The sequence below is a fragment of the uncultured Maribacter sp. genome, from assembly GCF_947495965.1.
Taxonomy (GTDB): domain Bacteria; phylum Bacteroidota; class Bacteroidia; order Flavobacteriales; family Flavobacteriaceae; genus Maribacter_B.
The window spans coordinates 100,784-127,659 of sequence record NZ_CANMBB010000008.1 but is presented as its reverse complement, the minus strand read 5'-3'; the positions used below and the strand labels follow the sequence as shown (position 1 = coordinate 127,659).

27 protein-coding genes are annotated in these 26,876 nt (G+C 32.0%); 13 read left to right on the top strand and 14 right to left on the bottom strand.

Annotation, left to right across the window (positions count from 1 at the left end):
- Window positions 1-7: 7 nt before the first annotated feature.
- The 8 genes from Q0820_RS14365 to Q0820_RS14330 form a co-directional block, all read right to left on the bottom strand.
- Window positions 8-1,405 (bottom strand): tetratricopeptide repeat protein, encoded by a 1,398-nt coding sequence (locus tag Q0820_RS14365; protein WP_298488551.1) that lies wholly within the window; start codon window positions 1,403-1,405, stop codon window positions 8-10.
- A gap of 97 nt (window positions 1,406-1,502) precedes the next feature.
- A complete protein-coding gene (locus Q0820_RS14360; protein ID WP_298488549.1) occupies window positions 1,503-2,684 on the bottom strand; it encodes an aspartate aminotransferase family protein in 1,182 nt (393 codons plus the stop codon).
- A 45-nt stretch (window positions 2,685-2,729) separates the two neighbouring features.
- Window positions 2,730-4,472: an OstA-like protein gene (locus tag Q0820_RS14355; RefSeq protein ID WP_298488547.1), complete on the bottom strand. Its 1,743-nt coding sequence runs from the start codon at window positions 4,470-4,472 to the stop codon at window positions 2,730-2,732.
- Window positions 4,473-4,522: 50 nt separating this feature from the next.
- Window positions 4,523-5,794, bottom strand: coding sequence for an adenylosuccinate synthase (locus tag Q0820_RS14350; protein ID WP_298488545.1), 1,272 nt, complete (start codon window positions 5,792-5,794; stop codon window positions 4,523-4,525).
- Between the two features lie 12 nt (window positions 5,795-5,806).
- On the bottom strand, window positions 5,807-6,262 hold the full coding sequence (locus Q0820_RS14345; protein WP_298488543.1) for a Fur family transcriptional regulator: 456 nt from the start codon (window positions 6,260-6,262) through the stop codon (window positions 5,807-5,809).
- A gap of 53 nt (window positions 6,263-6,315) precedes the next feature.
- Complete coding sequence (locus tag Q0820_RS14340; protein WP_298488541.1) at window positions 6,316-8,520, bottom strand: RelA/SpoT family protein; 2,205 nt, start codon at window positions 8,518-8,520, stop codon at window positions 6,316-6,318.
- A gap of 44 nt (window positions 8,521-8,564) precedes the next feature.
- Window positions 8,565-9,797, bottom strand: a complete 1,233-nt coding sequence (locus Q0820_RS14335; protein ID WP_298488539.1) for a M48 family metallopeptidase — start codon at window positions 9,795-9,797, stop codon at window positions 8,565-8,567.
- Between the two features lie 17 nt (window positions 9,798-9,814).
- Window positions 9,815-10,615, bottom strand: coding sequence for an RNA methyltransferase (locus Q0820_RS14330; RefSeq protein WP_298488538.1), 801 nt, complete (start codon window positions 10,613-10,615; stop codon window positions 9,815-9,817).
- A 69-nt stretch (window positions 10,616-10,684) separates the two neighbouring features.
- On the opposite strand from Q0820_RS14330, the gene Q0820_RS14325 reads away from it, so the two are divergent.
- The 11 genes from Q0820_RS14325 to Q0820_RS14275 all read left to right on the top strand — a co-directional run bounded on the left by Q0820_RS14325 (window position 10,685) and on the right by Q0820_RS14275 (window position 20,013).
- A complete protein-coding gene (locus tag Q0820_RS14325) occupies window positions 10,685-11,491 on the top strand; it encodes a DUF6503 family protein (RefSeq protein WP_298488535.1) in 807 nt (268 codons plus the stop codon).
- A 120-nt stretch (window positions 11,492-11,611) separates the two neighbouring features.
- Window positions 11,612-12,073 carry a (2Fe-2S)-binding protein gene (locus Q0820_RS14320; protein WP_298488533.1) on the top strand — a complete coding sequence of 154 codons (462 nt, stop codon included), beginning with the start codon at window positions 11,612-11,614 and terminating at the stop codon, window positions 12,071-12,073.
- 18 nt (window positions 12,074-12,091) lie between these two features.
- Window positions 12,092-14,308: a molybdopterin cofactor-binding domain-containing protein gene (locus Q0820_RS14315; RefSeq protein ID WP_298488531.1), complete on the top strand. Its 2,217-nt coding sequence runs from the start codon at window positions 12,092-12,094 to the stop codon at window positions 14,306-14,308.
- Between the two features lie 15 nt (window positions 14,309-14,323).
- Complete coding sequence (gene moaD / locus Q0820_RS14310; protein ID WP_298488529.1) at window positions 14,324-14,563, top strand: molybdopterin converting factor subunit 1; 240 nt, start codon at window positions 14,324-14,326, stop codon at window positions 14,561-14,563.
- Window positions 14,563-14,982, top strand: coding sequence for a molybdenum cofactor biosynthesis protein MoaE (locus Q0820_RS14305; protein WP_298488527.1), 420 nt, complete (start codon window positions 14,563-14,565; stop codon window positions 14,980-14,982). Before moaD ends, Q0820_RS14305 begins: the two co-directional genes overlap by 1 nt.
- A gap of 3 nt (window positions 14,983-14,985) precedes the next feature.
- Window positions 14,986-15,969 carry a GTP 3',8-cyclase MoaA gene (gene moaA / locus Q0820_RS14300; protein WP_298488525.1) on the top strand — a complete coding sequence of 328 codons (984 nt, stop codon included), beginning with the start codon at window positions 14,986-14,988 and terminating at the stop codon, window positions 15,967-15,969.
- Window positions 15,969-16,442, top strand: a complete 474-nt coding sequence (moaC, locus tag Q0820_RS14295; protein ID WP_298488523.1) for a cyclic pyranopterin monophosphate synthase MoaC — start codon at window positions 15,969-15,971, stop codon at window positions 16,440-16,442. Before moaA ends, moaC begins: the two co-directional genes overlap by 1 nt.
- Window positions 16,426-17,028, top strand: coding sequence for an NTP transferase domain-containing protein (locus Q0820_RS14290; RefSeq protein ID WP_298488521.1), 603 nt, complete (start codon window positions 16,426-16,428; stop codon window positions 17,026-17,028). The genes moaC and Q0820_RS14290 overlap by 17 nt, the downstream gene beginning before the upstream one ends.
- Entirely contained in the window at window positions 17,025-18,098 is a 1,074-nt protein-coding gene (locus tag Q0820_RS14285; RefSeq protein WP_298488519.1) for a HesA/MoeB/ThiF family protein, read from the top strand. The genes Q0820_RS14290 and Q0820_RS14285 overlap by 4 nt, the downstream gene beginning before the upstream one ends.
- 14 nt (window positions 18,099-18,112) lie before the next feature.
- Window positions 18,113-19,303, top strand: coding sequence for a molybdopterin molybdotransferase MoeA (locus tag Q0820_RS14280; RefSeq protein WP_298488517.1), 1,191 nt, complete (start codon window positions 18,113-18,115; stop codon window positions 19,301-19,303).
- A 167-nt stretch (window positions 19,304-19,470) separates the two neighbouring features.
- Window positions 19,471-20,013: an NUMOD4 domain-containing protein gene (locus Q0820_RS14275; RefSeq protein WP_298488515.1), complete on the top strand. Its 543-nt coding sequence runs from the start codon at window positions 19,471-19,473 to the stop codon at window positions 20,011-20,013.
- Between the two features lie 12 nt (window positions 20,014-20,025).
- Here Q0820_RS14275 and Q0820_RS14270 read toward each other — a convergent pair whose 3' ends face one another.
- Window positions 20,026-21,093: a DUF3810 domain-containing protein gene (locus tag Q0820_RS14270; RefSeq protein WP_298488513.1), complete on the bottom strand. Its 1,068-nt coding sequence runs from the start codon at window positions 21,091-21,093 to the stop codon at window positions 20,026-20,028.
- A 112-nt stretch (window positions 21,094-21,205) separates the two neighbouring features.
- Here Q0820_RS14270 and Q0820_RS14265 point away from each other — a divergent pair, with 112 nt between their 5' ends.
- Entirely contained in the window at window positions 21,206-22,666 is a 1,461-nt protein-coding gene (locus Q0820_RS14265; RefSeq protein ID WP_298488511.1) for an aminoacyl-histidine dipeptidase, read from the top strand.
- A gap of 57 nt (window positions 22,667-22,723) precedes the next feature.
- Here the strand turns inward: Q0820_RS14265 and Q0820_RS14260 are convergent, their stop codons facing one another.
- The 3 genes from Q0820_RS14260 to Q0820_RS14250 are packed head-to-tail and all read right to left on the bottom strand — an operon-like array spanning window position 22,724 to window position 25,399.
- Window positions 22,724-23,830, bottom strand: a complete 1,107-nt coding sequence (locus Q0820_RS14260) for a peptidylprolyl isomerase (protein WP_298488509.1) — start codon at window positions 23,828-23,830, stop codon at window positions 22,724-22,726.
- Between the two features lie 16 nt (window positions 23,831-23,846).
- Window positions 23,847-24,386 (bottom strand): gliding motility-associated peptidyl-prolyl isomerase GldI, encoded by a 540-nt coding sequence (gene gldI / locus Q0820_RS14255; RefSeq protein ID WP_298488507.1) that lies wholly within the window; start codon window positions 24,384-24,386, stop codon window positions 23,847-23,849.
- On the bottom strand, window positions 24,383-25,399 hold the full coding sequence (locus Q0820_RS14250; RefSeq protein ID WP_298488505.1) for a bifunctional oligoribonuclease/PAP phosphatase NrnA: 1,017 nt from the start codon (window positions 25,397-25,399) through the stop codon (window positions 24,383-24,385). The genes gldI and Q0820_RS14250 overlap by 4 nt, the downstream gene beginning before the upstream one ends.
- 288 nt (window positions 25,400-25,687) lie before the next feature.
- Between Q0820_RS14250 and Q0820_RS14245 the strand changes: the two genes are divergently transcribed.
- Complete coding sequence (locus tag Q0820_RS14245; protein WP_298488503.1) at window positions 25,688-26,107, top strand: nucleoside-diphosphate kinase; 420 nt, start codon at window positions 25,688-25,690, stop codon at window positions 26,105-26,107.
- Between the two features lie 49 nt (window positions 26,108-26,156).
- On the opposite strand, the gene Q0820_RS14240 is transcribed toward Q0820_RS14245, so the two are convergent.
- Complete coding sequence (locus Q0820_RS14240) at window positions 26,157-26,453, bottom strand: DUF721 domain-containing protein (protein ID WP_298488501.1); 297 nt, start codon at window positions 26,451-26,453, stop codon at window positions 26,157-26,159.
- Entirely contained in the window at window positions 26,453-26,875 is a 423-nt protein-coding gene (locus Q0820_RS14235) for a hypothetical protein (RefSeq protein WP_298488499.1), read from the bottom strand. Before Q0820_RS14235 ends, Q0820_RS14240 begins: the two co-directional genes overlap by 1 nt.
- Window position 26,876: the final 1 nt, after the last annotated feature.

Sequence of the window (26,876 nt, the reverse complement as noted above, 5' to 3'; positions counted from 1 at the left end):
GTAATAGTTACATTTTATTCTTCATAGAATTTACTATTTCTTGCGTCCATTCTGTTTCGCTGTATTGCGGAAACTGTTCTTTAAAAATGGAAAAAGCATTAAAGTTTTGCTTTAGAGCATCTATAAGCGTAATTCTTGCGTTTATTAAATCTTGTTCTAGTAAATATAAACCCGGAATTTTATAATTTATTTCAGGACTGTCTGGATAAAATTGTTTTCCTTGTGCTAATATTTGTAAAGCGGAAGGAATATCTTCATTATGAACAGCAATAGTGGACCAGTTTAACCATGTTTCTAATTCATAGTTGCCCAAATCTACAGCTTGTTTATATGCAAAATCTGCTTGATCATAATTTTGTAACTCGGTATTTATCTTTGCACATTTTTTCCAATAAATAGGGCTTTCTCCATCTATATTAAGAGCTTTGTTAATATAGTATAACGCTTTGTCGTAGTTTTTTCTATTCATATAAAAACGGGTTATTGCTAACCAGCCTTTATCTAAAAGAGGGTCTTCATGAACGGTTTGGTAATAATAATACTTAGCCATTTCATAATCTTCTAGTTTTTCATAGCATTTTCCAATGCGTAAAAAAGCATGAGATGTTGGATCCTCTATTTTTATAGTAGTTTCATAATTTTCTATTGCTTCTTTATATTTTCCAAGTTTTTCTAAAACTTTTCCTTTTTCAAAATAAGCTCCAATAAAATTGTCATCAGAAATTATGGCAAAATCAAAAGCAGCAAGCGCTTCTTTATACATTTTCTCTGCATAATATTGTTTTCCTAATTGATGCCAAGCAACTTCACAATAGGGGTTTCTGTCTAAATAATCATTTAAGTATAGAATGGCACCTTCATAATCTTCTAGAAATTCAAAACAGTAAATAACATTGTAAAGTGAAGAATAATCTTGTTCATCAAAAGAGACGCATTTCATAAAATTTTCTCTAGCTTTTTTAAAATCATCCATAAAAAGGTATTCCATTCCTAAAAGGGAGTGAATATCAAAAGTGTTATCGGATAATTCTAGCGCTTTATTTAAAAGCTGTATGGCGCCTTGATGATTATCTTTTTTAGAGAAAATATTTGCTCTTTGAATATAAATTTCTTCGTTACTATTATCTAATAGCTGAAGTTTATCTAAAAGCTGTTCTGCTGCTTCAAAATTATTTTCAAACACCATAACTTCCACGTCTAAGAGTTTTAGCTCTATAGAGTCTGGGTGTTGTTTTAAACTTATTTTAATGGCTTTTTTAGCTAAAGAAATTTTTCCGTTGTTTAGGTAATGATGAATAATATCTTCAAAATCTTCTGAGTCAAAGAAATATACATCATCCGTCTTTAACATGGATTCAAACTTCGCTATAGGCCTGTTTGGCCTTTCGTTAGATTCTAATGCCATAGGAACATTTTAGTTGGTCTATAGAATTAAAAGTACGCTATTGCTGTTACTTTATCTTCCTTGTTGCAGCTATATTATTAACAAATTAGTTAACAAATTATTGTAAATGCTTGTCTAGAATAGTAAGAATTATAGTACAACCTTTCTCTATTTCGGCTGTTGAAATAGTTAAAGGAGGAGAAATTCTAATTGCTTTTGGTTCAAATAATAACCAAAAAAGTATTAGTTTTTCTTTAGCTGCTTCTATTATTATTTTTGTGGCTAAATCTCCAGATTCTAAAAGTATAGCAAGCATTAAGCCTTTTCCTCTTACTTCTTTTATGAGTGGATGTATTAGTAATTTTTTAAATAAAATTTCCTTTTCTGTGGTTTGATGTATGAGTTTTGTTTTTTTAAGCTCTGTTAATGTCGCTAAACTTGCTGCAGCAATAACGGGGTTTCCTCCAAATGTAGTAATGTGACCTAATTTAGGCTTGTCTTTTAAGGAGTCCATTATTTTTTTAGAGGCTACAAAAGCGCCAACTGGCATTCCAGATGCCATGCCTTTTCCAATAACTAAGATGTCTGGAGTACAATTATAGTGCTCAAAAGAAAACCATTTTCCTGTTCTTCCAAATCCTGGTTGAATTTCATCTAATATTAAGAGTGCTCCAACTTCTGCACAGCGTTTTTTAACTTTTGTTAGGTATTCCTGTTTTGGAACAATAAATCCAGCGCCACCTTGTATGGTTTCTAATATTACAGCTGCAGTTTTGGAGGTGATTTTTTCTATTTCAGGAAAAGAATTAAAAGAAATATAGGCAACATCGGGAATAAGAGGTCTAAAAGGAGCTTTACGTTCTTCTAAGCCCATTAAACTTAAACTTCCCATAGTATTGCCATGGTATGCATTTTTTGCAGCAATTATTTGGGAGCGACCAGTAAATTTTCTGGCTAATTTAAGGGCGCCTTCTACTGCTTCGGTACCAGAATTTACCAGATACGTTGCGTTTAAAGAATCGGGTAAAATAGAAGCCAGTTCTTTGGTGTACTTAACTGCTGGTTCTTGAATGTATTCTCCGTACACCATAACATGCATATAGCTTTCTGCTTGTTTTTGTATGGCATCTACCACCGCAGGGTGGCAATGACCTAGTGTACAAGCCGAAACACCTGCAACAAAATCTAAGTGTGCATTATTTTCAGAATCGTATATATAAGAGCCTTTAGCATGAGATACTTGTAAGGCTAGTGGGTGAGGAGAGGTTTGTGCTTGGTATTTTAAAAAATCATCTTTCATAAAAATACATATTGCATGTTTTGTTAAAACAATGTAGGGTAAATATTATTTTTTCACCTTAGTTTCCTTTGGTTTTCTAGCATCTTTATTTGGATTGTTTATTGGGTCTCCTTCATTTTTGCTGCGTTCTTCTTCTTCGGCATCAATGTCTATTGGGTTGCTTATACCACGTATAGTTACAAGTTCTATATTGTTGTCATCTTCATCAAAGATGTCGTCTTTTGTTCGTATTCTTTCTTCTCCTCTCCAGATAAATCCTTTTAGTTTTCTGCTATTTTCGGGTAGTTCGGTTTCCGGGAAAATAGTGCCATCTGGGTTTGTTTTAAATACTAAATCTTCTACATCATTATTGGCCATTGTAATTCGTATTTCACTACAAATTGTTTTATTAATTCCAATAAGTTCATCGTCATCATTATACATGTAATAAATGACTTCGGTATTTTTAATTAAATCAATTATTTTTAGTTCATTTTCTTCAAACTGACCAAATAAATCTTTTCCTTTAGCTTGGTTAAACCCAGTTTTTCCAATCGTATCTTGCGAAATAATAAAAGCATTGTTTAATACTTTTAAAGAATCTAGCTTTTCTGTTTTTAGATTCGATATTAGGTGTATACTATCTCCTGTCATTTGGTTTTCACCATTCCATAAAATAGGATTTCTAATTAATTGCGTAATTCCGGTTTTTTGTTCAGAATGTATAGAATCACACTTACCACTTAAATCTTTCTTGTAAAATTTAGCGTTTCTAAAAGCTCTTAATATGCGTTCTTCGGGTTTGCCGGTTATCATTAAAGTGTCTCCGTGCATGTATAGCGAATCTTTTTCCATGACACTAATAGACACGGCTCTTTTTGTTGCAAATAAGGAATCTTTTGCTTTATAAACTTCGGCATAATGCGCTCTTATTAAGCCATTATTTATAGTGTCTGTTACTACTATATTATTGGTGGCAGATGCAAATTCTTTAGCTTTATTAAAGTAAACACTATCTCCTTCAATAATACGGTCATTATAATCTATCCTTGTGTTTTTTATACCATAACCACTTTCTACCTTAGTGTCATAAAAACCTCTCTCGCAGTAAATTTTATAGGATTTACCTATAATGGTGGATGGGCCATACATGTATGCATTTTTAGAAGTCGTGTAATAATCTAATTGCTCAGAATCTAAAGTGTATTCTGGGTTTTGTACATGAACACTATCTAAAAATTGATATTTTTTAGTTTCCATAAAATACTTTCCAATTTCACTGGTTAGTGTATTTGCAGAATCTACAACGGTACCAAAGTCTTGGTAAAAAGCTTCTTGCTTTTCGCGGTCTAAGCGTAACGTATCTGTTTTTAGTGTCATGTCAGTATTTTCTAATACCACACTTTCGTAAGCTTTTGCAAGTTTTATATTGCCATCATACTCAATTTTTCCACTGGTCATTTTTACAGAGTCCCCTTGCTGTAAGCGTATGTTTCCTATTGCTTTTAATCTATTTTCATGTTGATAAAAAATAGCAATATCACACCATAAATCTGCTCCTTGGTGCTCAAATTGCACTTGTTTTTCATCTTTACTAAAAATAGAAGCTCCAGGATATTTGGCTTCATTTTTAGTAAAATTAGCGCCGTAAACAATATTAATTTGGTTGCTTTCTTCTGTGCTGGCGTCTTGCGACCATAGTATAGAAGTAATTAGTAGAAGTAGTATTGTGTAGTATATTTGTTGCAATTCAATCTTTTTTTCAAAAATAGGATTTTTTAAAAGAGTGTTACCACCTTTAGGATACATTTAATAAAGTATGTGTATAAAAAAAAGCCATTTTTAAATGGCTCTTTTTTTTATCTATGTATTGTTTGCGTTCTGTCTGGTCCTACAGAAACTATTTTAATTGGCACTTCCAATTCTTTTTCTAAATAGTTTATATAGTTATTTAACGCTTCTGGAAACTCTTCTGGGCTTCTCATTTTTGTTAAATCTTTATCCCAACCATCCATTTCTGTGTATATTGGGGTAACGTTTTCTGGTTCTATATTGTAAGGTAAATGTGTAATAGTTTCTCCTTTATATTGGTATGCTGTACATACTTTTAATTTAGGGAAACCGCTAAGTACATCTCCTTTCATCATCATTAATTCGGTAACACCATTTACTCGTACTGCATATTTTAGGGCAACTAAATCTAACCATCCGCAACGTCTTGGTCTACCTGTGGTAGCGCCAAACTCATTACCAACTCTTCCCATGGTTTCCCCGTCTTCATCAAATAATTCCGTAGGGAAAGGGCCGCTACCTACACGAGTAGTGTATGCTTTAAAAATTCCAAAAACACCACCAATTTGGTTTGGAGCAACACCAAGGCCAGTACAGGCACCTGCTGCAGTGGTATTAGAAGAAGTTACAAAAGGGTAGGTTCCAAAATCTATATCTAATAAGGAGCCTTGCGCACCTTCTGCTAGTATTTTTTTACCATCTTTTTGTGCTTGGTATAAATACTCTTCACTATCAATAAAGGTAAGTTCTTTTAATTCTTCAACAGCTTCAAAAAATGCAGTTTCTAACTCTGGTAAATCATATTGTATGTCTACATTGTAAAAACCAATCATAGCTTCGTGTTTGTCTGCTAATGAGCGGTATTTTTCTTTCCAGTCTGATAACTCTAAGTCTCCAATACGCATTCCGTTTCTACCGGTTTTGTCCATATATGTTGGGCCAATACCTTTTAATGTAGAACCAATTTTTGCTTTTCCTTTAGAGGCTTCCGAAGCAGCGTCTAATAACCTATGTGTAGGTAAAATTAGGTGTGCTTTTCTAGAAATTAATAGTTTAGATTTAAAATCTATATTAAACTTCCTTAGGGCATCTAATTCTTTTTTAAAAATAACAGGGTCTATAACAACACCATTACCAACAACATTCATGGCTGTTTTGTGAAATATTCCAGAGGGGATAGTGTGTAAAACGTGTTTAATTCCATCAAATTCTAAAGTGTGTCCTGCGTTTGGTCCTCCTTGGAATCTTGCTATGATATCATAGTCCTTGGTTAGTACATCAACGATTTTTCCTTTTCCTTCGTCTCCCCATTGAAGCCCTAACAATAAATCTACTGCCATTTAAGTAACTAGTTAATTGGTTTTATTATTTGTTTTATTTTTTGTTCCGTAAAAGTATAAGGAGTGGTTGTTAATTTTAATATCAAAAACCTCTTCTATTGTTTTTTTTATAGATTGAATACGAGGGTCACAAAATTCCATAACCTCACCAGTGTCTGTTAAAATAACATGGTCATGCTGTCTGTCAAAATATGATTTTTCGTATTGTGCCTGGTTTTTTCCAAATTGGTGTTTACGAACCAACTTACAATCCATAAGAAGTTCTATAGTGTTGTATAGCGTTGCTCTACTTACACGATAGTTTTTGTTTTTCATATTAATATAGAGAGATTCTATATCAAAATGATCCTCACTTTCATATATTTCTTGAAGAATAGCGTAACGTTCGGGTGTTTTTCTATGCCCATTTTCTTCTAGGAAAGTGGTAAAAACGTTTTTTACAATGTCTTGATTCTTATTCTGAGCCATACTTTTTTACAGCATTAATGTGCAAATGTACAGCTAAATTTTGATACATTCTTCTATAGTCTTGTTACTTTATCAATGCCGTTAATTTGTTTTAGGTTCCCTATTAATTTTTTAAGGATTGCAATATTTTTTACTACTACCGTTATTTTTCCTTTAAATGTGCCGCCATCTGTGTTAAAACTTATATGTTTAATATTTACATGCATGTTTTTAGATATCATTTCTGTGATTTGACTAACAAGTCCAAGATTGTCTATACCTGTAAGCATAATATCGGATTTAAATTCCTCTTGAGAAGAATCTATCCATTTTGCTGTAATAATTCTATAAGCATAATTAGACTGAAGCGAAATAGCATTTGGACAGTTTTTTTTATGCACTTTTATTCCATCAGATACGCTAACAAAACCAAAAACTGGGTCTCCAGGAATTGGGTTACAACATTGGGATAAGGTATAGTCTAATTTTTCTTCTTCCTTTCCAAATACTAATACATCATATTTACTTGTAATTTCATCTTTGTCTACATTTTCAGGAACAGGACTTCTTCTAATTTTATTTTTAAAGAAACTTATAAAGGCATTGCTGTAAGAAGAAGCAAAGTCTTTAAGCATTTGGTTATCTATAGAGCCAATACCAATTCTATAAAATAAATCCAAACTGGTTTTTAGCTTAAAAAAAGTAACCATTTTGTTAATAGTATCTTCATTAAGGGTAATTTTTTGCGATTTTAATTTTCTACGCAAAATTTCCTTGCCCTCCAGAGCCATAGCTTTTTTCTCTTCTCTTAAGGAAGATTTAATTTTGGCTCTTGCTCTTGCCGTTGTGGCATAATCTAACCAGTTTTGATTAGGTTTTGCTTGTTCTGAAGTAATAATTTCTACTTGGTCGCCACTATTAAGAGTCGTATTTAATGGTATAAGCTTTCCGTTTACTTTTGCTCCACGAGTTCGCATACCAACTTGGGTGTGTATGCTAAATGCAAAATCTAAAGGAGTAGCTCCTTTAGGCAAAGACTTTAATTCTCCTTTTGGGGTAAAAACAAATATTTCTTTAGAGTATAGGTTTAATTTAAATTCTTCAACAAAATCTACAGCATTCGTGTTCGCATTTTCTAAAGCTTCCTGTAAACGATTTAGCCAAACTTCTATACCTTGTTCTTTTTGGTCGCCATGTTTGTATTTAAAGTGTGCAGCATATCCTTTTTCTGCAATTTCATGCATGCGCTCACTTCTAATTTGAACTTCTACCCAACGTCTTTTTGGTCCCATTACGGTTATGTGTAACGCCTCGTAGCCTGTAGATTTTGGAGAAGAAATCCAGTCTCGTAAACGTACTGGGTTAGGAGTAAAGTGGTCTGTTACGATGGAGTATATTTTCCATGCTAAAAACTTTTCATTTGCTCGGTCCGATTTATAAATAATTCGAATTGCAAACTTGTCATATATTTCATCAAAGACAACATTCTGAACCTTCATTTTCTTACGAATAGAAAAGATAGATTTCATGCGCCCTTTTATAATGTAGTTTAGTCCTTCTTTCTTTAAAGAAGTATCAATTACATCAGAAAAGGCATCAATGTATGCTAGGTTGTCCTCTTTAGAGTCTTCTATTTCACTTTTTATATCTCTATACACATTAGGTTCTGTGTATTTAAGACTTAAATCTTCTAGTTCTGTTTTAATATTATATAGGCCAATTCTATGTGCTAGTGGCGCATAAATATAGAGAGTTTCTGATGCTATTTTAACTTGCTTATGCTCTGGCATGGAATCCATGGTAAGCATGTTGTGGTAACGGTCTGCAATCTTAATAATAATTACTCTTACATCATCATTAAGGGTTAATAGCATTTTTCTAAAGTTCTCCGCTTGTTGGGAGATATTCATGTCTTTTTTTAGATGCGCTATTTTTGTAAGACCATCTACAATACGTGCAACGGTTTCTCCAAACATACGGTCTATATCATCTAGCGTATATTCCGTGTCTTCAACCACATCATGTAATAGGGCAGATGCTATAGAAACAGCATCTAAACCAATTTCTGATGCTACAATTTTTGCAACCGCAATAGGATGAAAAATATAAGCTTCGCCAGATTTTCTACGTTGGTCTTTATGGGCATCTACAGCAATTTCAAAAGCGGAACGTATTAGCTTCTTATCATCATCAGACAATGTTTGGTAGCTAATACGAAGCAACTCTTTGTATTGCTTTGCAATTTGTTTATTCTCTTTTTCTATTTCTACATCCGTCATACTACATTAAAATTAATACATTCTTTATTGGTATACAACAAAAACTATTCCTTTAAATTGCGTATTCTTTTAATTAATGGTGGATGGGAGTAATGCATAAAAACATATGCTGGATGTGGAGTAAGATTACTTAAGCTATTTTCTGAAAGTTTTTTTAAACCACTAATTAGTGGATCTGCCGCATAGGTATTTTTAGCATAATCATCTGCTTGGTATTCAAATTTTCTAGAGATACTATTCATTACTAATCCTGTTAGTTCAGAAATAGGACTATATAAAATGCCAAAACTAATTAATGCTGCATGGAAACTTGGTTTTAAAACTCCAATTGCCAAGGAAACTTCTGGGTTATTAATAAATAAGGAAAGAATAAAAAGCATAAAACCAGTAAGCGCAATAGAAGAAATTAAATTAAAAATTATATGTTTTCTTTTATAATGCCCAACTTCATGTGCTAGAACAGCTACAATTTCGTCTTCTTCTAAATCATTTACTAATGTATCATAAAGTGTTACTCGTTTTTCTTTTCCAAATCCAGAAAAGTAAGCATTAGCTTTTGTAGAGCGTTTAGAACCATCTATAATATAGATATTATTTAAAGCAAACCCCACTTTTTGTGCATACGTTTTAATCTTGTTTTTTAATGTTCCTTCTTCTAAAGGATTTTGTTTGTTAAACAAAGGGACTATTAATTTGCTATAAAAAAGATTCATGAATAGCGTAAATACAGAAATTAATACCCAAGTGTATATCCAGAAATTAGTGCTTGCCCATTGAAAAAACCACACTATTAAAGCTAAAATACTACCGCCAACAATACTCATCATTACCCAGCTTTTTATTTTATCTTTAAAAAAAAGAGCAGGTGTAGATGTATTGAATCCAAATTTTTCTTCAATTGTAAATGTTTGATAATAAGAAAAAGGAGTTGTAATAATATCACTACCTATTAATATAATACCAAAAAATAATAGGGTTTGTAAAATAGAATTATTGGTACTAGTGTGTACAAATTGGTCTACAAAGTTAAATCCTCCAAATAGTAAAAACCCCAATGTTAATGCTAAAGAAAATGTAGAGGTTAGTACCCCAAAACGATAGTTTGTTTTTTTATATTCTTGCGACTTTTTGTAAGCTTTGGCATCAAAAACATCTTGTAGTTCTTCTGGTATAGGATCGTTATATTTTTTTTCATTTAAATAATCTAAAATTGTTTCAAGAATAAACTGAAAAACTAAAATTCCAATTATTACATAATATAAAGTAGTACTATTCATTGTGTAAAGTTCTGCTATTAAGAAAATTGGCGTTGTCTTTTTGCTTCAAAGATTATTATAGAAGCTGATACGGATACATTCATGGAGTCTATTTCACCCTCCATAGGTATAATTATGTTTTTTTTAGAAGCATTTAACCAAGTGTCCGTTAAGCCAGTAGCTTCTGTGCCAACTACAATTGCAGTTGCATTTGTGTAATCCATGCTCGTATAGTTTGCAGATGCTGTTAATGCCGCACAGTAAATAGCTATGTTCTTGGTTTTTAAAAAAGAGATAATTTCACTGGTGTTCCCCATGGCTACAGGAACTGTAAAAACGCAACCTACGCTAGAACGTATAATATTAGGGTTGTACAAATCTGTTTTAGGGTTTGCGATTAATACAGCATCTAAATTTGCAGCATCTGCCGTTCGTAACAAAGCACCAATATTTCCTGGTTTTTCAGGGGCTTCTGCAATAAGAATTAAGGGAGTTTTGTTTTTAAATTTTAAGTTTTCTAAAGTGTTGTTTTTGCTTTCAACAAGAGCGACTATACCTTCGGTTGTACCTCTATAGGCTATTTTTTGATAAACTTCTTTGCTTACAGAGATTATTTCTTTGGCAGCATTGTATTTTTCTAAGGATGTTTCTGAAAATAAAGAAGGTTCAAAAAATAAAGTAGAAATACTATATCCTCCTTTTAGGGCTAATTCTAACTCTCTTTGACCTTCCGCTACAAAAAGTGCTGCTTTTTTGCGTTCTCTAGATTTATCTTTGAGTAGCAATACTTTCTTAATTAAAGAATTTTGAAGACTACTTAAATGTTTAATTTTGCTCATTATTACAAAAATAGTGTAATTCAAACTTTAATAGAGTGACAATACTAAAAATCAAAAAATTAAAGAAATATGATTAGAAAGTCCATTATCGGAATGTGTTTATCTGTTATGCTTTTTTCATGTAAAGAGGATACTAAAAAAGTAGAAACAGTAAAACAGGAGAAAGAAAAAATAGAAACATCTGCTCTACATAATTATCCAGATGTTTTTAAGAAAGTTCTTAATGCGCATGGGGGATTAAATGCTTGGAAAGAAAATAGGTTGCTTACTTTTGAAATTGCTAAAGAAGGATATTCAGAAAAACATTCTATAGATTTAAAATCTAGAAAAGATAGGGTAGATGCACCAGGGTATTCTTTTGGTTTTGATGGAGAAAATATTTGGGAATTAAATGAGAAGCGTCTTTTTAAAGGAGATCCAATATTTTTTCACAATCTATATTTTTATTTTTATGCAATGCCATTTGTTTTAGCGGATGATGGAATTGTATATAGTGAGACCCAAGATTTAGAATTTAATGGAGTGTCTTTCCCTGGAATAAAAATTAACTTTAATTCAGGTGTAGGAACCTCTTCTAAAGATAATTATTACCTACATTATAATCCAGAAACGTATAAGATGGAATGGTTGGGGTATACTGTTACCTATAGGACTGGCGAGGTTTCTGAAAATGTAAAGTGGATTCATTACAACAATTGGCAAACTGTTAATAATGTAGTGCTTCCAAAATCTATTTCATGGTATACCTATGAGGGTAGAAATTTAATAGAACCAGGCCATGTTTTAGAGTTTAAAAATGTAGTATTAAATTCAAATTTAATAAAAGAAGGGTATTTTAAGATGCCAAATAATGCTCAGGTAGTAAATAAAAAATAAGCCTATGTGTTAACATAATTAAAAGTTAAAAATACATTTATTCTATATAGGTAGTATCTTTTATAATTATTTTTAGACTATCTTATGTAAGTTTTTTTAATAATCCAATCATTACTAATTATGCCAACATACAATTTAAAAGTTAACGGAGAAAAACAAGTAGTTGAAGCAGAGTCAGATACCCCCTTATTATGGGCGCTTAGAGATCATTTAGATTTAGTAGGTACTAAATTTGGTTGTGGAATAGGGCAGTGTGGGGCTTGTACAGTACATGTAAATGGTACAGCAACAAGGAGTTGCCTATTGCCTGTTTCTGCACTAGAAGATAAAGAAATAACAACAATAGAAGGACTTTCAGAAAACGGTTCGCATCCAGTGCAACAAGCTTGGAAAGAAGTAGATGTGCCACAATGTGGTTACTGCCAGGCGGGTCAAATAATGACAGCTTCGGCATTTTTAGAAACAAATCCTAAACCTACAGAAGAAGAAATTAAAATTGCAATGAATGGTAATATATGCCGTTGCTCTGCATATAACCGTATACAGAAAGCAGTTGCAATTGCCTCAGAGAAAATAGGATAACCTTAAAAACTAAAAAAAATGAGTACAGAAAATAATACTAATTTTAGTAGAAGAGGGTTTTTAAAAGCTTCTTCTTTAGCAAGTGGCGGATTGTTAATTGGTTTTAACCTTTTTACAGCATGTAAACAAAAGGCAGAGATGCCAATAGATATAACGAAGTTAAATTTTGCAGATTTTAATGCATTTATTAAGATTGCGGAAAATGGTATGGTAACTATTTTTTCTCCTAATCCAGAAATTGGCCAGGGAGTAAAAACTTCTATGCCTATGATTATTGCAGAAGAATTAAATGTAGCTTGGAAAGATGTAGTTGTAGAGCAAGGTGTTTTAGATACAGAAAATTATACAAGACAGGTTGCTGGTGGTAGTCAATCTATTCGTTTTGGGTGGGATGCCTTACGCCAGACAGGAGCTACAGCTAGGCAAATGCTAATTAATGCTGCTGCGGCAAAGTGGGGCGTTAGTGCTTCAGAATGTTCTGCAAAGGAAGGAGTAATTACAAATGCAAGTGGAGAAACTCTAGGATACGGAGATGTTGTTAAAGAAGCTGCTTTATTAGAAATTCCAGAAAATGTAGCGCTTAAAGAGCCAAAAGATTATACCATAATTGGTACTAAAGCTATAAACGTTGATATAGATAAAATTGTTAGTGGAAAACCTCTTTTTGGTATGGATTATAAAGAAGAGGGAATGGTATATGCATCTGTTTTAAGACCTCCAGCTTTTGGGCAAGAATTAGAATCCTTTGATGCTACTGCTGCAAAAAGTATTAATGGTGTATTAGATGTTATTACTATTGGAGAAAAAGCAAGAAATCTTTTAAACAGTGAAAAGCCTGGTTGGTCTGTTAAGCTTAGTAATAGTGATAAAGTGGTAGTTATAGCAAACTCTACTTGGGCTGCTATGAAAGGTAAAAAAGCAATAAAAGCAGTTTGGAAAGAAGGTTCGCCATTAGAAAGTACAGATGCTCATGATAAAGCGCTAGTAAAATTGCTAGATGGGAATAAATTTAAAACCATGCGCTCCGACGGAGATGTAAAAAAAACTTTTGCACAAGCAGATAAAGTTTTAGAAAGAACTTACGAATCTCCATTTTTGCCACATAACTGTATGGAACCTATGAATTTCTTTGCTAGTGTAGATGATGCTAAAGTAAGATTAGTGGGGCCAATACAAACACCAGAAGATTTGGCAACTGCAGTTGCTACGATGTTAGATAGAAGTTTGGAAGATATTAGTGTAGAAATGACACGTATAGGTGGTGGTTTTGGAAGAAGACTATATGGAGATTTTGCAATGGAAGTTGCAGAGATAGCAGATGTAATTCGTAAACCTGTTAAAATGGTTTCTTCTAGAGAAGATGATATGACAACAGGGGTGTATAGACCTGCAATAAAATATAGAATTAAGGCTAGCGTAAAGAATGGAGAAATAACAGGATACCAGTTAAAAGAGGCTGCAGTTAATGGGAATATGTATGGTTTAATACCTAATTTTTTTCCAGCAGGCGCTATTGAAAATTATCAAGTAGATGTAGCAAGTTTAAAAAGTAACATAACTACTGGTGCATGGCGTGCTCCTTATACTAACTTTTTATCCTATGCGGAACAAAGCTTTTTTGATGAGTTGGCAGAAATAGCAGAGAAAGACCCTGTACAAATGCGATTAGATTTATTACAAAAAGTAAAAGGAACTAAAGATGAAAAAATCCAATATTCACCAGAACGTTTAGAAGGTGTGATAAATTTAGTAGTGGAAAAATCTGGTTATAGAACTCCAAAAGAAGGGGTTTATCAAGGTTTTTGTGCTTACTATTGCCATAATACACATGTAGCTGAGGTTGCCGATGTGGTTATAGAAAATAATAAGCCTGTAGTAAAAAATGTTACTGTAGCTGTAGATTGTGGTATCGTGGTTAATCCGCTTGGGGCAATTAATCAAATAGAAGGTGGTGTAGTAGATGGTGTTGGACATGCTATGTATGGCGATTTTAAATTTAAAGATGGTATGCCAGATAGTAGTAATTTTGGTGCTTATCGTCTTATCCGTAATAGCGAGGCGCCAAAAGTAGCAACATACTTTGTAGAAAATGATTTATCACCTACTGGTTTAGGGGAGCCAACTTTACCTCCTGCAGGAGCTGCTGTTTCAATAGCAATTACTAAGGCAACTGGGAAAAGAATATATAAGCAACCATTTACTAAAAATATGGTGGCAAAAGAAATAATTGGGTAATTAAGTGGTGTTAAAATGAATGTTTTATTTTTTGGAATAACTAGAGAAATTGTGGGTACTTCCGAATTGTTAATTTCGGATTTAGTAAATAAACCTACGGTAAATGATTTAAAAGAATATTTAATGACTAGATATTCCGAATTTTCTAAATTAACATCCTTTGCAGTAGCAGTTAACAATGAATATGCTAAAGATAATGTACCTTTAGGACAGAATGATGAAATAGCTATTATACCACCTGTAAGCGGAGGCTAATGAAGAAAACAAAGATAGAAATAGTAAATACCATAGATACTTCCAATATATTTGCGCAGTTATCGCATGCACATAGTGGAGGTATTTGTGTTTTTATAGGTACGGTTAGGGAATTTACAGCCAATGAAGAAGTTATAGCCTTAGAGTTTGAAACGTATAAAGTAATGGCTTTAAAAGAAATGGAAAAAATTGCAGATGAGGCTGTAAAAAAATGGAACCTTAATAGTGTGGTTATTGCACATGCTGTTGGCGCAAAAAAAGTTGAAGAGCCTGTAGTTATTGTTGGGGCTTCTTCTGCGCATAGACCAGAATGTTTTGAGGCTTGCCGTTATTTAATTGATACCTTAAAGGAACGTGTTCCTATCTGGAAAAAAGAAATGTTTAAAAATAAAGAAGTTTGGGTATCTGCCCATCCATAGTTTATGTTAGTAGATAATCATAATAGAACAATTAATTATTTGCGCTTAGCGGTAACAGACCGTTGTAATTTAAGATGCAATTATTGTATGCCTTCTGAAGGTATAAATTTTGCACCAAACAATGCCTTATTTACAATAGAAGAATTATCTAAGTTAAGTTCTATTCTTGTAAGTCAAGGAATAGATAAAATTAGAATTACAGGAGGAGAGCCATTTGTTCGTAAAGATGTAATGGTTTTATTACGTCACTTATCTAATTTAGAGGGGTTAAAAGATATATCTATCACCACAAATGCAACTGTAATTGGACCGTACATAAATGAGCTTAAAATATTAGGAATTAAAAATATTAATGTAAGTTTAGATGCTATTAATAGAGATACTTTTGAACGTATTACAAGAAGAAAAGAATACGAAACAGTACACGCTAATATTCTTAAATTAATAACAGAAGGTTTTAATGTGCGTATAAATTTTATAGCATTAGAAGGTCAAAATACGCAAGATATACTTCCAATTTTAGAGTTAACTAAGGATTTTGATGTTTGTGTACGTTTTTTAGAAGAAATGCCATTTAATGGGGGTACAAAATCATTCTCTAAGTTAAAGTGGGATTATAAGTACATTTTAGAACATATTAAAGAAGGTTTTCCGGATTATTTTAAATTAGAATCCGAGAAAACATCCACTTCTATTAATTACAAAATACCTGGCTACATAGGCTCTTTTGGTGTTATACCGTCTTTTAGCAGAACTTTTTGTGGTAGTTGTAATAGATTACGAATTTCTGCTACAGGAGATGTAATTACTTGTTTGTATGCAAAAGCTAGTGCTAATTTAAGAGATATTATGAGAGGTGAAGACTCTGAAAATGGGATTAAAACCGAAATTCTAAAAGCTGTTGGGAGCAGAGCTAAAACAGGTTTTGAAGCCCAAGAAAAATACAAAAATGTTTTTTCTAATTCAATGACATCAATAGGAGGGTAATGAGTACGAAACTTACACATATAGATGAAGCTGGTAATGCAGTAATGGTTGATGTTTCTAATAAAGAAGCATCGCCCCGTTTAGCTATTGCATCTGGAAAAGTGATTTTTCCAGAAATAGTTTTTAAAACTTTGTCAGAAAATCAATTTTCTGGCAAAAAAGGGAGCATTTTGCAAACTGCAATTATAGCAGGAATACAGGCAGTAAAAAAAACGTCGGAGTTAATTCCTCTTTGCCATCAAATAAATTTAACTAAGGTACATATAGATATAGAACCAGGAGCTAATGAGTTGTTGGTTCACTGTACTGTAAAATGTACAGAAAAAACAGGAGTAGAAATGGAAGCTTTAACAGGTGTTTCTGTGGCAGCACTAACTATTTATGATATGTGTAAGGCTTTATCTCAGGATATTGTTATTTCTGAAATTAAATTAGAGAAAAAAACAGGAGGGAAAAATGATTTTGAACGATAAAATATACGGTTTAGTTCTATCTGGTGGTAAAAGTACCCGAATGGGACAAGATAAAGGATTGTTATCTTATCATGGGAAGCCACAAAGAGAACATTTATATGAAATGTTAAGTTCTGTTTGCGAAAAAACTTTTATGAGTATTCGTAAAGAACAAGCAGCAGAAATTAGTACGGACTTTAATGTTATTATTGATAAAGACGAATATAAAGGACCTTATAATGGACTCTTGTCTGCTCATAAAACGCATCCAGAGGCTGCTTGGTTAGTTTTAGCTTGCGATTTACCTTTAATGGATGTTTCTTCTTTAAAAGAATTAATTGCGTCTAGAAATTTAAACAAGAACCCTTTGTCTACAGCTTTTGCTTTAAAAGAAAGTCCGTTACCAGAACCATTATGTGCTATTTGGGAACCAGAAGCACTAAAAGAATCGGTAACTTACTTAGAAGCTGGGAATGGTAGTTGTCCACGTAAATATTTAATTAATAGTGAAGTGGAGTTAGTTTTTCCTTCTAATGAACATGTGTTACTTAATGCAAACTCTGTAGAAGATTATAAAGATGCATTAGAGAAAATTGCTGTCTCATGAGCCAGAATAGGTATAGCAGGCAAATTCAATTAAAAAGTTTTGGAAAGTTAGCGCAAAACAAATTAGCAAATGCTAAAGTTTTGGTAATTGGCGCTGGTGGTTTGGGTGTACCTGTTTTAACGTATTTAAATGCCATGGGAGTTGGTGAAATTGGAATTGTAGATAATGATACGGTTTCTATCACCAATTTACATAGACAAGTTTTATTTGACGAGGATGATGTAGATGAACTAAAAGTATCCGTTGCAGCTAGGAAATTAAAAGCTCAGAATTCCAATACACAAATTAAAACTTTTGCGACTTTTCTTAATGTTGAAAATGCTCTAGAAATTATTAAAAATTACGACTGCGTTGTAGATGCTTCAGATAATTTCCCAACAAGATATCTTGTAAACGATGCTTGCGTTATTCTAAATAAACCATTTGTTTATGGTGCTTTGCATGATTTTGAGGGGCAAGTAAGTGTTTTTAATGCAAATGGAGGTCCAACGTATAGGTGTTTGTTCCCAACCATGCCAAAAGAAGATGCTATTCCGAATTGTAATGAGAATGGCGTTTTAGGAATACTACCAGGAATAATTGGTAACTTACAAGCTTTAGAAACGGTTAAGTTAATTACAGGTATTGGAGATTTATTATCCGGTACTTTATTAATTTTTGATGCTTTAGCCCAAAGAAGTCAAAAAATAAAATTTCCTGTTGTAGAAGAAAACCTATTAATTAAAGAATTGCAAACTAACTATGATTTTAGTTGTGAAACAATTCTAGAGTCTATTGAAGCTATTGGTTTACAAGATTTGTTAGCGGATAAAAATATACAACTTATTGATGTTAGGACTGAGAATGAATATGAAGATGAGCATCTTATTGGGGCTATAAACATTCCGTTAGATGAAATAGATGACCAATTGGAAGAACTAGATACAAATTCCCCTATTTATTTTATTTGCCAATCTGGTATACGTAGTAAAAAAGCATTGCAGATAGTAATAAAAGAGTTTCCAGAAGCTATTTGTGTAAATGTAAATGGAGGAATGAACAGTTTAAATTCCTTTGCTAATTATGCCTAATTATACTATTGCTAATGATAAATTTTGAAGATGCCTTTAGTAAAGTTTTAGAACATGCTAAAGATTTTGGAGAAGAGACTGTGACTTTAAAAAACAGTGTTGGTAGAGTGTTAGCCGAAACAATTTTTGCAGACCGTGACTTTCCGCCTTTTAATCGTTCTACTAAAGATGGTATTGCACTTAATTATAAATCTATTTTAGAAGGAAAAACGGAATTAAAAATAGAGGGTATTTGTAGTGCAGGAATTCCACAACAAGAATTAAAAGAAGATTATAACTGTCTAGAGATTATGACAGGAGCTGTGTTGCCTAAAAAAGCAGATACCATCGTAATGTATGAACATGTTAGTATTAGGGATAAAGTGGTTACCATAAATCAAATTCCAAAGCAAGGAATAAATATTCATGCACAAGGAACTGATGAAAAAAAAGGAGCTGTTTTATTATCTCCTGGAATTAGAATTGATGCTGCTGAGGTTGGTATTTTGGCTACGGTCGGTAAATCCGTAGTAAAGGTTAAAAAACTTCCTAAAATAAGTGTTGTTTCTACAGGAAATGAACTTGTTCCTGTAGAAGAAAAGCCATTGCCTCATCAAATTAGAAAATCTAATGTTCTTTCTATAGATGCTGCTTTGTATAAAGAGTATGTTATTCCGGAACAGTTACATTTAGCCGATAAAAAAGAAGAAATAAAAAAGAGTATTTCCGTAGCGCTTAAGAAAAATGATGCTCTGTTGTTAAGCGGTGGCGTTTCTAAAGGAAAATATGATTTTATCCCTGAGGTTATGGAAGAACTTGGAGTAGAAAAAGTTTTTCATAGAGTGGCACAAAAACCAGGAAAACCTTTTTGGTTTGGTGTGCATAAAGAAACAAATACCATTATATTTTCTTTTCCTGGAAATCCTGTTTCCACATTTGCTAATTACCATGTGTATTTTTTACCATGGTTCAAAAAGAGTTTGGGTTTACCACAAGATAATCTGCAAGTGCTACTGCAGGAAGAAATAGAAGCAAAACCTCCATTAACCAAATTTGTTCAAGTAACTACTTTTTTAGAGAAGGGTATGTTTTGTGCAAAACTCATAAATGGTAATGGTTCTGGAGATTTAACAACATTATCTAATGCTAATGGTTTTGTTTGTTTATCCCCTAGAGAAGATGCTTATAAAATAGGAGAGTTAGTACCGTTCATAAAAGTAAAATAAATTATAATCCTATGTTTTGTAAGATTACGTACGTTTTTTTACGTAAATAAGCTGATTTATTTTTGTTGTTTGTAAGGAATACCTCAAATAATACTGGTATTGCAAAGAATTTTATATCTTGTTAAAATATAGAATGAAACCATTAACTATCATTGAACCCCCTAAAGATGATAAAAAGCTACAGAAGAGAAGAGTGGAAAGAAATTAAATTTGACGATAAAATTTCTAAAAACGAGAAGTACAAAATTTCAAATTTTGGAAGAATCATTAATTGTAAAGGTGCTACCGAAAAACTGGTAAAAGTTACCTACATTAATGGCTATCAAAACTTGCCGTTAAAACAGGAAGTGAATAAAAAATTAACTAGTAGATATGTACACAAGTTAATTGCAGAGCATTTTCTTGAAAAAAATGATGGGCAATATGTTATTCATTTAAACTACGACAAGAAGGATAATAGACTTGAAAATTTAAAATGGGCTACTAAAGAAGAGAAAGAGAAGCACCAATTTAGTAATCCGGAATACAAAGAAGCCTCTAAAAGACGACGATATTCTAAATTGTCAGAGGCCAAAGTAAGGTTGCTAAAGAAAAAAATAAATGACCCCAATAGGCGTACTAGATTAAAAATGTTAGCAAAGCAGTTTGGTATATCTGAAATGCAGTTGTATAGAATTAAATCTGGAGAAAACTGGGGCTCTGTAGAATAAAGTGAAAAAAACTTATAAATTGTTTTTTTTATGATAGCTAATAATAAGGGATACAACAGAATTATAACTTTGTATCCCTTTAGTTTGGTTGTTAGCTTTTAAAAAACTGTTATAAATAGATTTAAAAATAGGTTCTAAAGGATTTTCATATGTATTCCAAAAAGTGCTCATTTCCTTATAGTTATTTTTAACCCCTGGGTTTAGTTCCTCTAATAACTGCTTTACAAGTTCTGGGTTATTTTTATTTATATCATTAAGGCAATACCCTAAAGCATAAGCATATGCAGAATATTTAAAATATATATCAGAGTTGCGAACAGTAACTAAATATCCAATAAAATTAGTTTCATTTTCTGCAGAGTACCCTATTTGATGTCCAATTTCATGACCGGCAACTACAGGGAATCTAAATTTAGGTAATAGAGCATTTACTTGTGCTTCATTAGTAAATGGGTTAAGGTAGCCGCCATACCCCATATAGGTTAGTCCTGTGCTTAAGAGCGATTCTTTTATGCTTGGTTTTTGATACGATAAAAAAGGATATTTTTTATTTAAATGAGTATAACCATCTAGAGTTTTAGAAAATATTTCTTCTTTTGTGTAAGGGAAAATTACAGCAGTAGCAGAGTCTTTAGTAATTTTTAATTGTGTGGCGTTAGTTTTGGCAATAAGATTTTTAGTTAAAACTAAAAGTTCTTCCTGTGTGTATTCTTCTTTTAAATTAAATTTTTTAGAAATAGGTTCTCTATAATAATTTAATCCCCATAGTAAATGAAAAGTAAAATAAGCTATAGAGAGTATCATTATACAGTTTATGAAAAATACTTTTAGATTTTTTCGTAAGTACTTTCTATTCGTATAAATGTATCCTAAACCTATAACTATTAATGAAAAGTATATAATATCTCCTATAGAAAAAGGAACCCATCCAAAAAGCGTTCTAAAGAAAGAAGCTATTATTGGGTATAGTAAATTACTGTAATATTTTTCTACAACTTCAGGGTAGCTTCCAAGCCATTTTACAATAATAATTTGTGGTATTAATAATATGGCAATACTTCTATTTAGAGTTAATTTCAAATTATATATTGATATTAGAAAGTTATGAATAAGTAGCGTCCTTTTCAAAATTAGCTAATTTACTCGTAAGGTTCTTTATCAATCCGTATTTTTGATGGATTAAAATAAAAAAATGAGTGAAGAAATAAGAGAATTAGAACCTGTAGCTGTCTGGAATAAATTTGCAGATTTAAATGCAGTTCCAAGACCTTCTAAAAAAGAAGAACGTGTTATAAATTTTATGCTTGCTTTTGGGGAATCTTTAAATTTAGAAACTCTAAAAGATGAGGTAGGTAATGTTATAATTAGAAAACCTGCTTCTAAGGGTTTTGAAAATAAGAAAATGATAACGTTACAGTCCCATTTAGATATGGTGCATCAAAAAAATAACGATACTATTTTTGATTTTGAGGAGCAGGGAATAGAAATGTTTGTGGAGGAAGATTGGGTAAAAGCAAAAGGCACCACTTTAGGAGCAGATAATGGGCTAGGGGTGGCAACCATAATGGCATTATTAGAAAGTAAAGATATTGAGCACCCGGCTTTAGAAGCATTGTTTACTATTGATGAAGAAACAGGGATGACAGGTGCAATGGGGCTTAAAGAAGGAATTTTGAAAGGAGAGATTCTACTGAATTTAGATACTGAAGAAGATGATGAAATAGGTATAGGATGTGCAGGGGGAGTAGATATAACTGCAAAGCGTACTTATTCTGAGAAGTCTCTTCCAAGGGGAATAATTCCTTATAAGATTGTTGTAAACGGTTTGCAAGGTGGGCACAGTGGTATGGATATTCATAAAGGATTAGGTAACGCTAATAAAATAATGAATAGAATTTTATATACCTGTAATAGAAATTATAGTATAAGAATTTCAGAAATAAATGGCGGTGGTTTGCGTAATGCAATTCCACGAGAAAGTTCTACAGTGTTAATTGTAGATAAAGCTCATGCAAGTGCATTTGAAAAAGAAATAGTAAATTTAGCTGTCATACTAAAGCAAGAATTTAAATTAACAGAGCCTAATCTTAATGTTACGTTTGCTGTTGTTAGAAAGCCTAAAAAAGTTATGGGGTTACGTCCTCAAGAAAAACTATTTAATGCCGTTTATGCTGCACATAATGGCGTTTATAGTATGAGTAATTCTATGCCGGGATTAGTAGAAACTTCTAATAATATTGCTAGAGTAACCGTTAAAAAAGGGGAAGTTGTAATAGCATGTTTAACTCGTTCTTCTGTTAATTCTTCTAAAGATGATTTGGCAAATGCGTTAACGGCTACTTTTGAAATAGCAGGTATGGATGTTTCTTTGTCTGGTGATTACCCTGGTTGGAATCCCAATCCAGATTCTGCTATATTAAAAGTTTTAGAAAATAAATATGAAACAATTTTTAAAGAAAAACCAAATGTAGCAGCTTGCCATGCAGGTTTAGAATGTGGAATTTTAGGACAAAATTATCCAAAAATAGATATGATAAGTTTTGGCCCGACCATTAAAGGAGCGCATTCTCCAGATGAGAGAGTTAGTATTTCATCTGTTCAAAAATACTGGAAGTTTGTTTTAGAGATTCTGAAAGATAGTCCAGAAAAATAATTGCAAAAAGAAAGGCTTGCAAAATGCAAGCCTTTCTTTTTAATATGTGGTTTTGTTTTATTCTGCAATACCAGTAATTTCTAAATCAAAAACTAAATCTGCATTAGGAGGTATCACAGCTCCTGCACCAGCTTCTCCGTACCCTAAATGTGGTGGAATAAATACACGAATTTTGTCACCAACTTTCATACTTAATAACCCTTCTTTAAATCCTGGTATTAAGGTAGCATCTGGACTATAATCCATAGGGATTGCTTCATATCCACGACCTTGTTTTCTTCTAGCATCGTATTTATTAAATTTTTTAGCAACTTCTTCATAATTACTGTCAAATAAATTACCATTAGATAGGTACCCAGCGTAAAAAACTTTTACTTTTTGACCAACTTTTGGTTTTTCACCAGAACCTTCTTTTATAGTATATACTTTTAATCCGCTTGGAAGTTCTGTTGCTTTAGCTTTCATTTCATTAAGTTCAGAAGCAAATTCGCTTTTCATTTTTTCAAAGGCTGCAATTTTTTCTTCTTCACCTTTAAAATAAGAACTCATAACTTCAACGGCATCAAACTTTTTTGCAAGTTTCCCATTTCTTATAATACTTACTTTATTCATGACAATACTATCTAAAGGTCTGTCAGATTGTGTTTTAACAACAGCAATAGAGTCTACTACGTCCAAACCTTCTACTACTTCACCAAAAACAGTATGTCTTCCGTTTAAAAAAGGAGTTTCTTTATGGGTTATAAAAAATTGACTTCCGTTGGTTGTTGGTCCAGAGTTAGCCATAGATAAGATACCTTTTTTACTGTGCGTTAAAGAATCATTAAATTCATCTTTAAATTTGTATCCGGGGCTACCAGAGCCAGTTCCAGTAGGGTCGCCACCTTGTATCATGAAGTCTTTTATAACTCTATGAAAAATAATACCATCATAATATTTTTTTCCTTTAAACTCTTCGCTAACAAATGGACTTGTTCCTTCTGCTAAGGAAACAAAATTTGCAACAGTAACTGGAGTTTTTTCTTGCTCTAATTTTACAATGATATCTCCTTTTGTAGTTTCTATATTTGCAAATAATCCATCTCCTAAATCTGCATGTTTTCCAGATTTACAACTTGCTATTGCAAGAGTTATAACTATAAATGCATATACTTTTTTAATCATAATTTTAATTTTAAATCTATTGGTTTTCTTTTTTAATTTTTAAAATGGATATAGTTGCTTTTAGAGGAAGGTTAATTCCAATTTTTCTGTTATCACCATGATAGCCATATCCTAATGAAGAAGGATATAAAAAGGTTGCTGTTTCATTTTCTTTTAATAGTTTAACACTATGTCTAAGTCCTGGAAATAGTTCTTGTAAATCTACTTTGTAATTTATGGTGTCTATTTCCTTGTAGGAATAAATAGTGTCATTGTTTACGTTTAAAATGGTATAGGTCATGGTAACTAAATCTTTTGGTTTAGCGGTATAGTTACTTTCGTTATTCTTATTTGTGTAATAATACCATGAGCCTACATCACTATGAAAGTACTCATGAATCGTATCTTTTTTAATAATCTCTTTAAAGAGTTTTTCTTCTTCTTTTAAAAGTCTTTTGTTTCTAGCAACCGATTCTTTAATTATGTTGCCAGAACTTTTTTTAACAGCTCTTCTTGGTTCCGGACCTTTGCAGCCTATAATAGTTAATAAGAATAAAATTAATGAGATGTTTTTCATGCGGTTAGTTCCTCTTTGTAATCTTTTAACAGGTTTTTAAAATAGTTTGTTGTTTCCTCCATAGAATCATCACTTTTACCACCTGCAGCATTCGTATGGCCACCGCCATTAAAATGTTTTCTAGAAAATTCATTAACAGAAAAATCTCCTATAGAACGTAGTGATATTTTTAAAATACCTTCTTCTTTATTTTCTATAAATATGACAGCAAATTTTATTCCCTCTAGTGTTAGTCCGTAATTTACAAATCCTTCGGTGTCCCCTTTTTGATAATTGTAAGTGTCTAGCTCTTCTTGACTTAAGGTTATATATACGGTATTAAATTCTTTTAAAATTACCATATTTTTAAGAGCACAACCAAGTAAATGTAATCTACTTGGCGTGTTAGCATTATAAATCTTTTGGTGAATATCTGTGTTTTTAGCACCTTTTCTAATTAAATCTGCAACAACTTCGTGTGTTCTACTGGTGGTAGATGCAAATCTAAAAGAACCAGTATCGGTCATTATTCCAGTATAAAGACAATTAGCTATTTTGGCATCAATCTTACTAACATCTCCAAGGAATTCTATTACGTTATACACCATTTCGCAGGTAGAACTCATGTTAACATCAGAATACATAACGCTTGCATAGTCTGCGGGCTCTTGATGGTGGTCTATCATTACAAAAGTAGCATTTGCTTGTTCTAAGAAAGGTTGCATTTGCCCTATTCTTCCTAAGTGATTAAAATCTAGTGTAAAAATAATTGAGGCTTCATTAATACGATCTTTAGATTGGTAGTTTTCTTTTTCAAAATTTAGAATACTATCATTTCCAGGAATCCATTTTAAAAACTTTGGGTAATCATTAGGAGAAACAATAGTTGCTTTATGTCCTATGTCCTGTAAATAATGATAAAGACCTAAGGTAGAACCAATAGCATCCCCATCTGGGTTTTTATGCGGTATAATTACAATTTTTTGAGGTGTAGAAAGTAGCGCTTTAAGCGCATTTATGTCCTTTAAATTCATGACGACGAATATACAATTTTATAAAATAAAAGGAGAAATTTTTAGGAGTCTGTTACTGTATTTTAAATCAATTTTTATGGTTACTATGTTTTGTGTGAGGAATACTAGTTTTTATTATAGTTTAGGTTATAGAGATTACATTTAAATGTTTTTGTTCTTATTAAATTATAAAGTTCATTGTTTCAAATATTTTTTCTTTTTGTATGCTTAAAATCAAGAACTAAACACTTTTTTTTATTTTTCTTGTTCGTTTATCTAAAAGCTTTATTTTTGCGCAAAAAATAAGAGATGACAACAAATAGAACTTTTACAATGATTAAGCCTGATGCTGTAGAAAATGGGCATATTGGTGGTATTTTGGATAAAATCACTGCTGCAGGTTTTAAAATTGTAGCAATGAAATATACGCAGTTAAGTAAAAGAGATGCAGAGGCGTTTTATGCTGTTCATAAAGAACGTCCATTTTTTGGAGAGTTAGTTACTTTCATGACTAGAGGTCCAATTGTTTCTGCAATATTAGAAAAAGAAAATGCTGTAGAAGATTTTAGAGCTTTAATTGGAGCTACTAACCCTGCTGAGGCTGCAGAAGGTACTATTCGCAAAATGTTTGCAACTAGTATTGGAGAAAATGCTGTTCATGGTTCGGATAGTGATGAAAATGCTGCTATAGAAGGAAGTTTCCATTTTTCAGGAAGAGAAATTTACTAAATATAAAAGTATATTATTTTAAAAGCTGCTTATTAATAGGCAGCTTTTTTTATCTTAAAACCAATTTTTTAATTATTTCTTTGCCTAGCTCTTCATTAAGCATTGTAATAATTTTAGATTTTCCTTGGCTTAATTCATTCCTTAATACAGAGGAAGAAAGGGAAACAAATAAAGTTTCATTTCTTAATTCTACATCCGTGGTATAATTATTTACACCATTACCCATTAAGTTTATCCAAGCTTCCTTAACATTAACTTTGTCCATACCGCCTTGTAATTTATTTTCTTTAATAAATTCTTGTAAAGCTTCATTTAAAGGTAAATTACCAAACTTGCGTTTTGCCATTATTTAGTACTATTTATAGAAGTGAATTTTTTATAGGTGTACATAACTTCTTCTTCGTTTATAACAGAAAATGTGTTCTTGTTTAAAGTAATCAATTTTTCTTTTCTTTTGCTAATTTCATCCGAAGAATAATTTAAAAAGAATGTTGCGTTTTCTTCTGTAATCCTAAATGTTTCTGCATCGTTAGAGGTTTCATAAGTACCGTTAAATTTTGGTTGTACTTTTTTTCTATACCCAGTAGTATCTAAAACTTGAATGTAGTCTAAGGTAGTACTCATTTTATATTCTTTAGAGGTGCCGTCTTTAAAGGTTACTTTTTGTATTTCCCAATACCCATTTAGGTTTTTTATGTCCTGTTTATTAATTTTAGAAGTGCAGCTAATAAAGCATAAAGTAATAAGAATAACAAAATTTTTAAGCATA

Excerpts from the sequence above, each read along its gene's own strand:
- Q0820_RS14365 (WP_298488551.1), bottom strand. The coding sequence starts at position 1,405 with ATGGCATTAGAATCTAACGAAAGGCCAAACAGGCCTATAGCGAAGTTT.
- Q0820_RS14360 (WP_298488549.1), bottom strand. The coding sequence starts at position 2,684 with ATGAAAGATGATTTTTTAAAATACCAAGCACAAACCTCTCCTCACCCA.
- Q0820_RS14355 (WP_298488547.1), bottom strand. The coding sequence starts at position 4,472 with ATGTATCCTAAAGGTGGTAACACTCTTTTAAAAAATCCTATTTTTGAA.
- Q0820_RS14350 (WP_298488545.1), bottom strand. The coding sequence starts at position 5,794 with ATGGCAGTAGATTTATTGTTAGGGCTTCAATGGGGAGACGAAGGAAAA.
- Q0820_RS14345 (WP_298488543.1), bottom strand. The coding sequence starts at position 6,262 with ATGGCTCAGAATAAGAATCAAGACATTGTAAAAAACGTTTTTACCACT.
- Q0820_RS14340 (WP_298488541.1), bottom strand. The coding sequence starts at position 8,520 with ATGACGGATGTAGAAATAGAAAAAGAGAATAAACAAATTGCAAAGCAA.
- Q0820_RS14335 (WP_298488539.1), bottom strand. The coding sequence starts at position 9,797 with ATGAATAGTACTACTTTATATTATGTAATAATTGGAATTTTAGTTTTT.
- Q0820_RS14330 (WP_298488538.1), bottom strand. The coding sequence starts at position 10,615 with ATGAGCAAAATTAAACATTTAAGTAGTCTTCAAAATTCTTTAATTAAG.
- Q0820_RS14325 (WP_298488535.1), top strand. The coding sequence starts at position 10,685 with ATGATTAGAAAGTCCATTATCGGAATGTGTTTATCTGTTATGCTTTTT.
- Q0820_RS14320 (WP_298488533.1), top strand. The coding sequence starts at position 11,612 with ATGCCAACATACAATTTAAAAGTTAACGGAGAAAAACAAGTAGTTGAA.
- Q0820_RS14315 (WP_298488531.1), top strand. The coding sequence starts at position 12,092 with ATGAGTACAGAAAATAATACTAATTTTAGTAGAAGAGGGTTTTTAAAA.
- moaD (WP_298488529.1), top strand. The coding sequence starts at position 14,324 with ATGAATGTTTTATTTTTTGGAATAACTAGAGAAATTGTGGGTACTTCC.
- Q0820_RS14305 (WP_298488527.1), top strand. The coding sequence starts at position 14,563 with ATGAAGAAAACAAAGATAGAAATAGTAAATACCATAGATACTTCCAAT.
- moaA (WP_298488525.1), top strand. The coding sequence starts at position 14,986 with ATGTTAGTAGATAATCATAATAGAACAATTAATTATTTGCGCTTAGCG.
- moaC (WP_298488523.1), top strand. The coding sequence starts at position 15,969 with ATGAGTACGAAACTTACACATATAGATGAAGCTGGTAATGCAGTAATG.
- Q0820_RS14290 (WP_298488521.1), top strand. The coding sequence starts at position 16,426 with ATGATTTTGAACGATAAAATATACGGTTTAGTTCTATCTGGTGGTAAA.
- Q0820_RS14285 (WP_298488519.1), top strand. The coding sequence starts at position 17,025 with ATGAGCCAGAATAGGTATAGCAGGCAAATTCAATTAAAAAGTTTTGGA.
- Q0820_RS14280 (WP_298488517.1), top strand. The coding sequence starts at position 18,113 with ATGATAAATTTTGAAGATGCCTTTAGTAAAGTTTTAGAACATGCTAAA.
- Q0820_RS14275 (WP_298488515.1), top strand. The coding sequence starts at position 19,471 with ATGATAAAAAGCTACAGAAGAGAAGAGTGGAAAGAAATTAAATTTGAC.
- Q0820_RS14265 (WP_298488511.1), top strand. The coding sequence starts at position 21,206 with ATGAGTGAAGAAATAAGAGAATTAGAACCTGTAGCTGTCTGGAATAAA.
- Q0820_RS14260 (WP_298488509.1), bottom strand. The coding sequence starts at position 23,830 with ATGATTAAAAAAGTATATGCATTTATAGTTATAACTCTTGCAATAGCA.
- gldI (WP_298488507.1), bottom strand. The coding sequence starts at position 24,386 with ATGAAAAACATCTCATTAATTTTATTCTTATTAACTATTATAGGCTGC.
- Q0820_RS14250 (WP_298488505.1), bottom strand. The coding sequence starts at position 25,399 with ATGAATTTAAAGGACATAAATGCGCTTAAAGCGCTACTTTCTACACCT.
- Q0820_RS14245 (WP_298488503.1), top strand. The coding sequence starts at position 25,688 with ATGACAACAAATAGAACTTTTACAATGATTAAGCCTGATGCTGTAGAA.
- Q0820_RS14240 (WP_298488501.1), bottom strand. The coding sequence starts at position 26,453 with ATGGCAAAACGCAAGTTTGGTAATTTACCTTTAAATGAAGCTTTACAA.
- Q0820_RS14235 (WP_298488499.1), bottom strand. The coding sequence starts at position 26,875 with ATGCTTAAAAATTTTGTTATTCTTATTACTTTATGCTTTATTAGCTGC.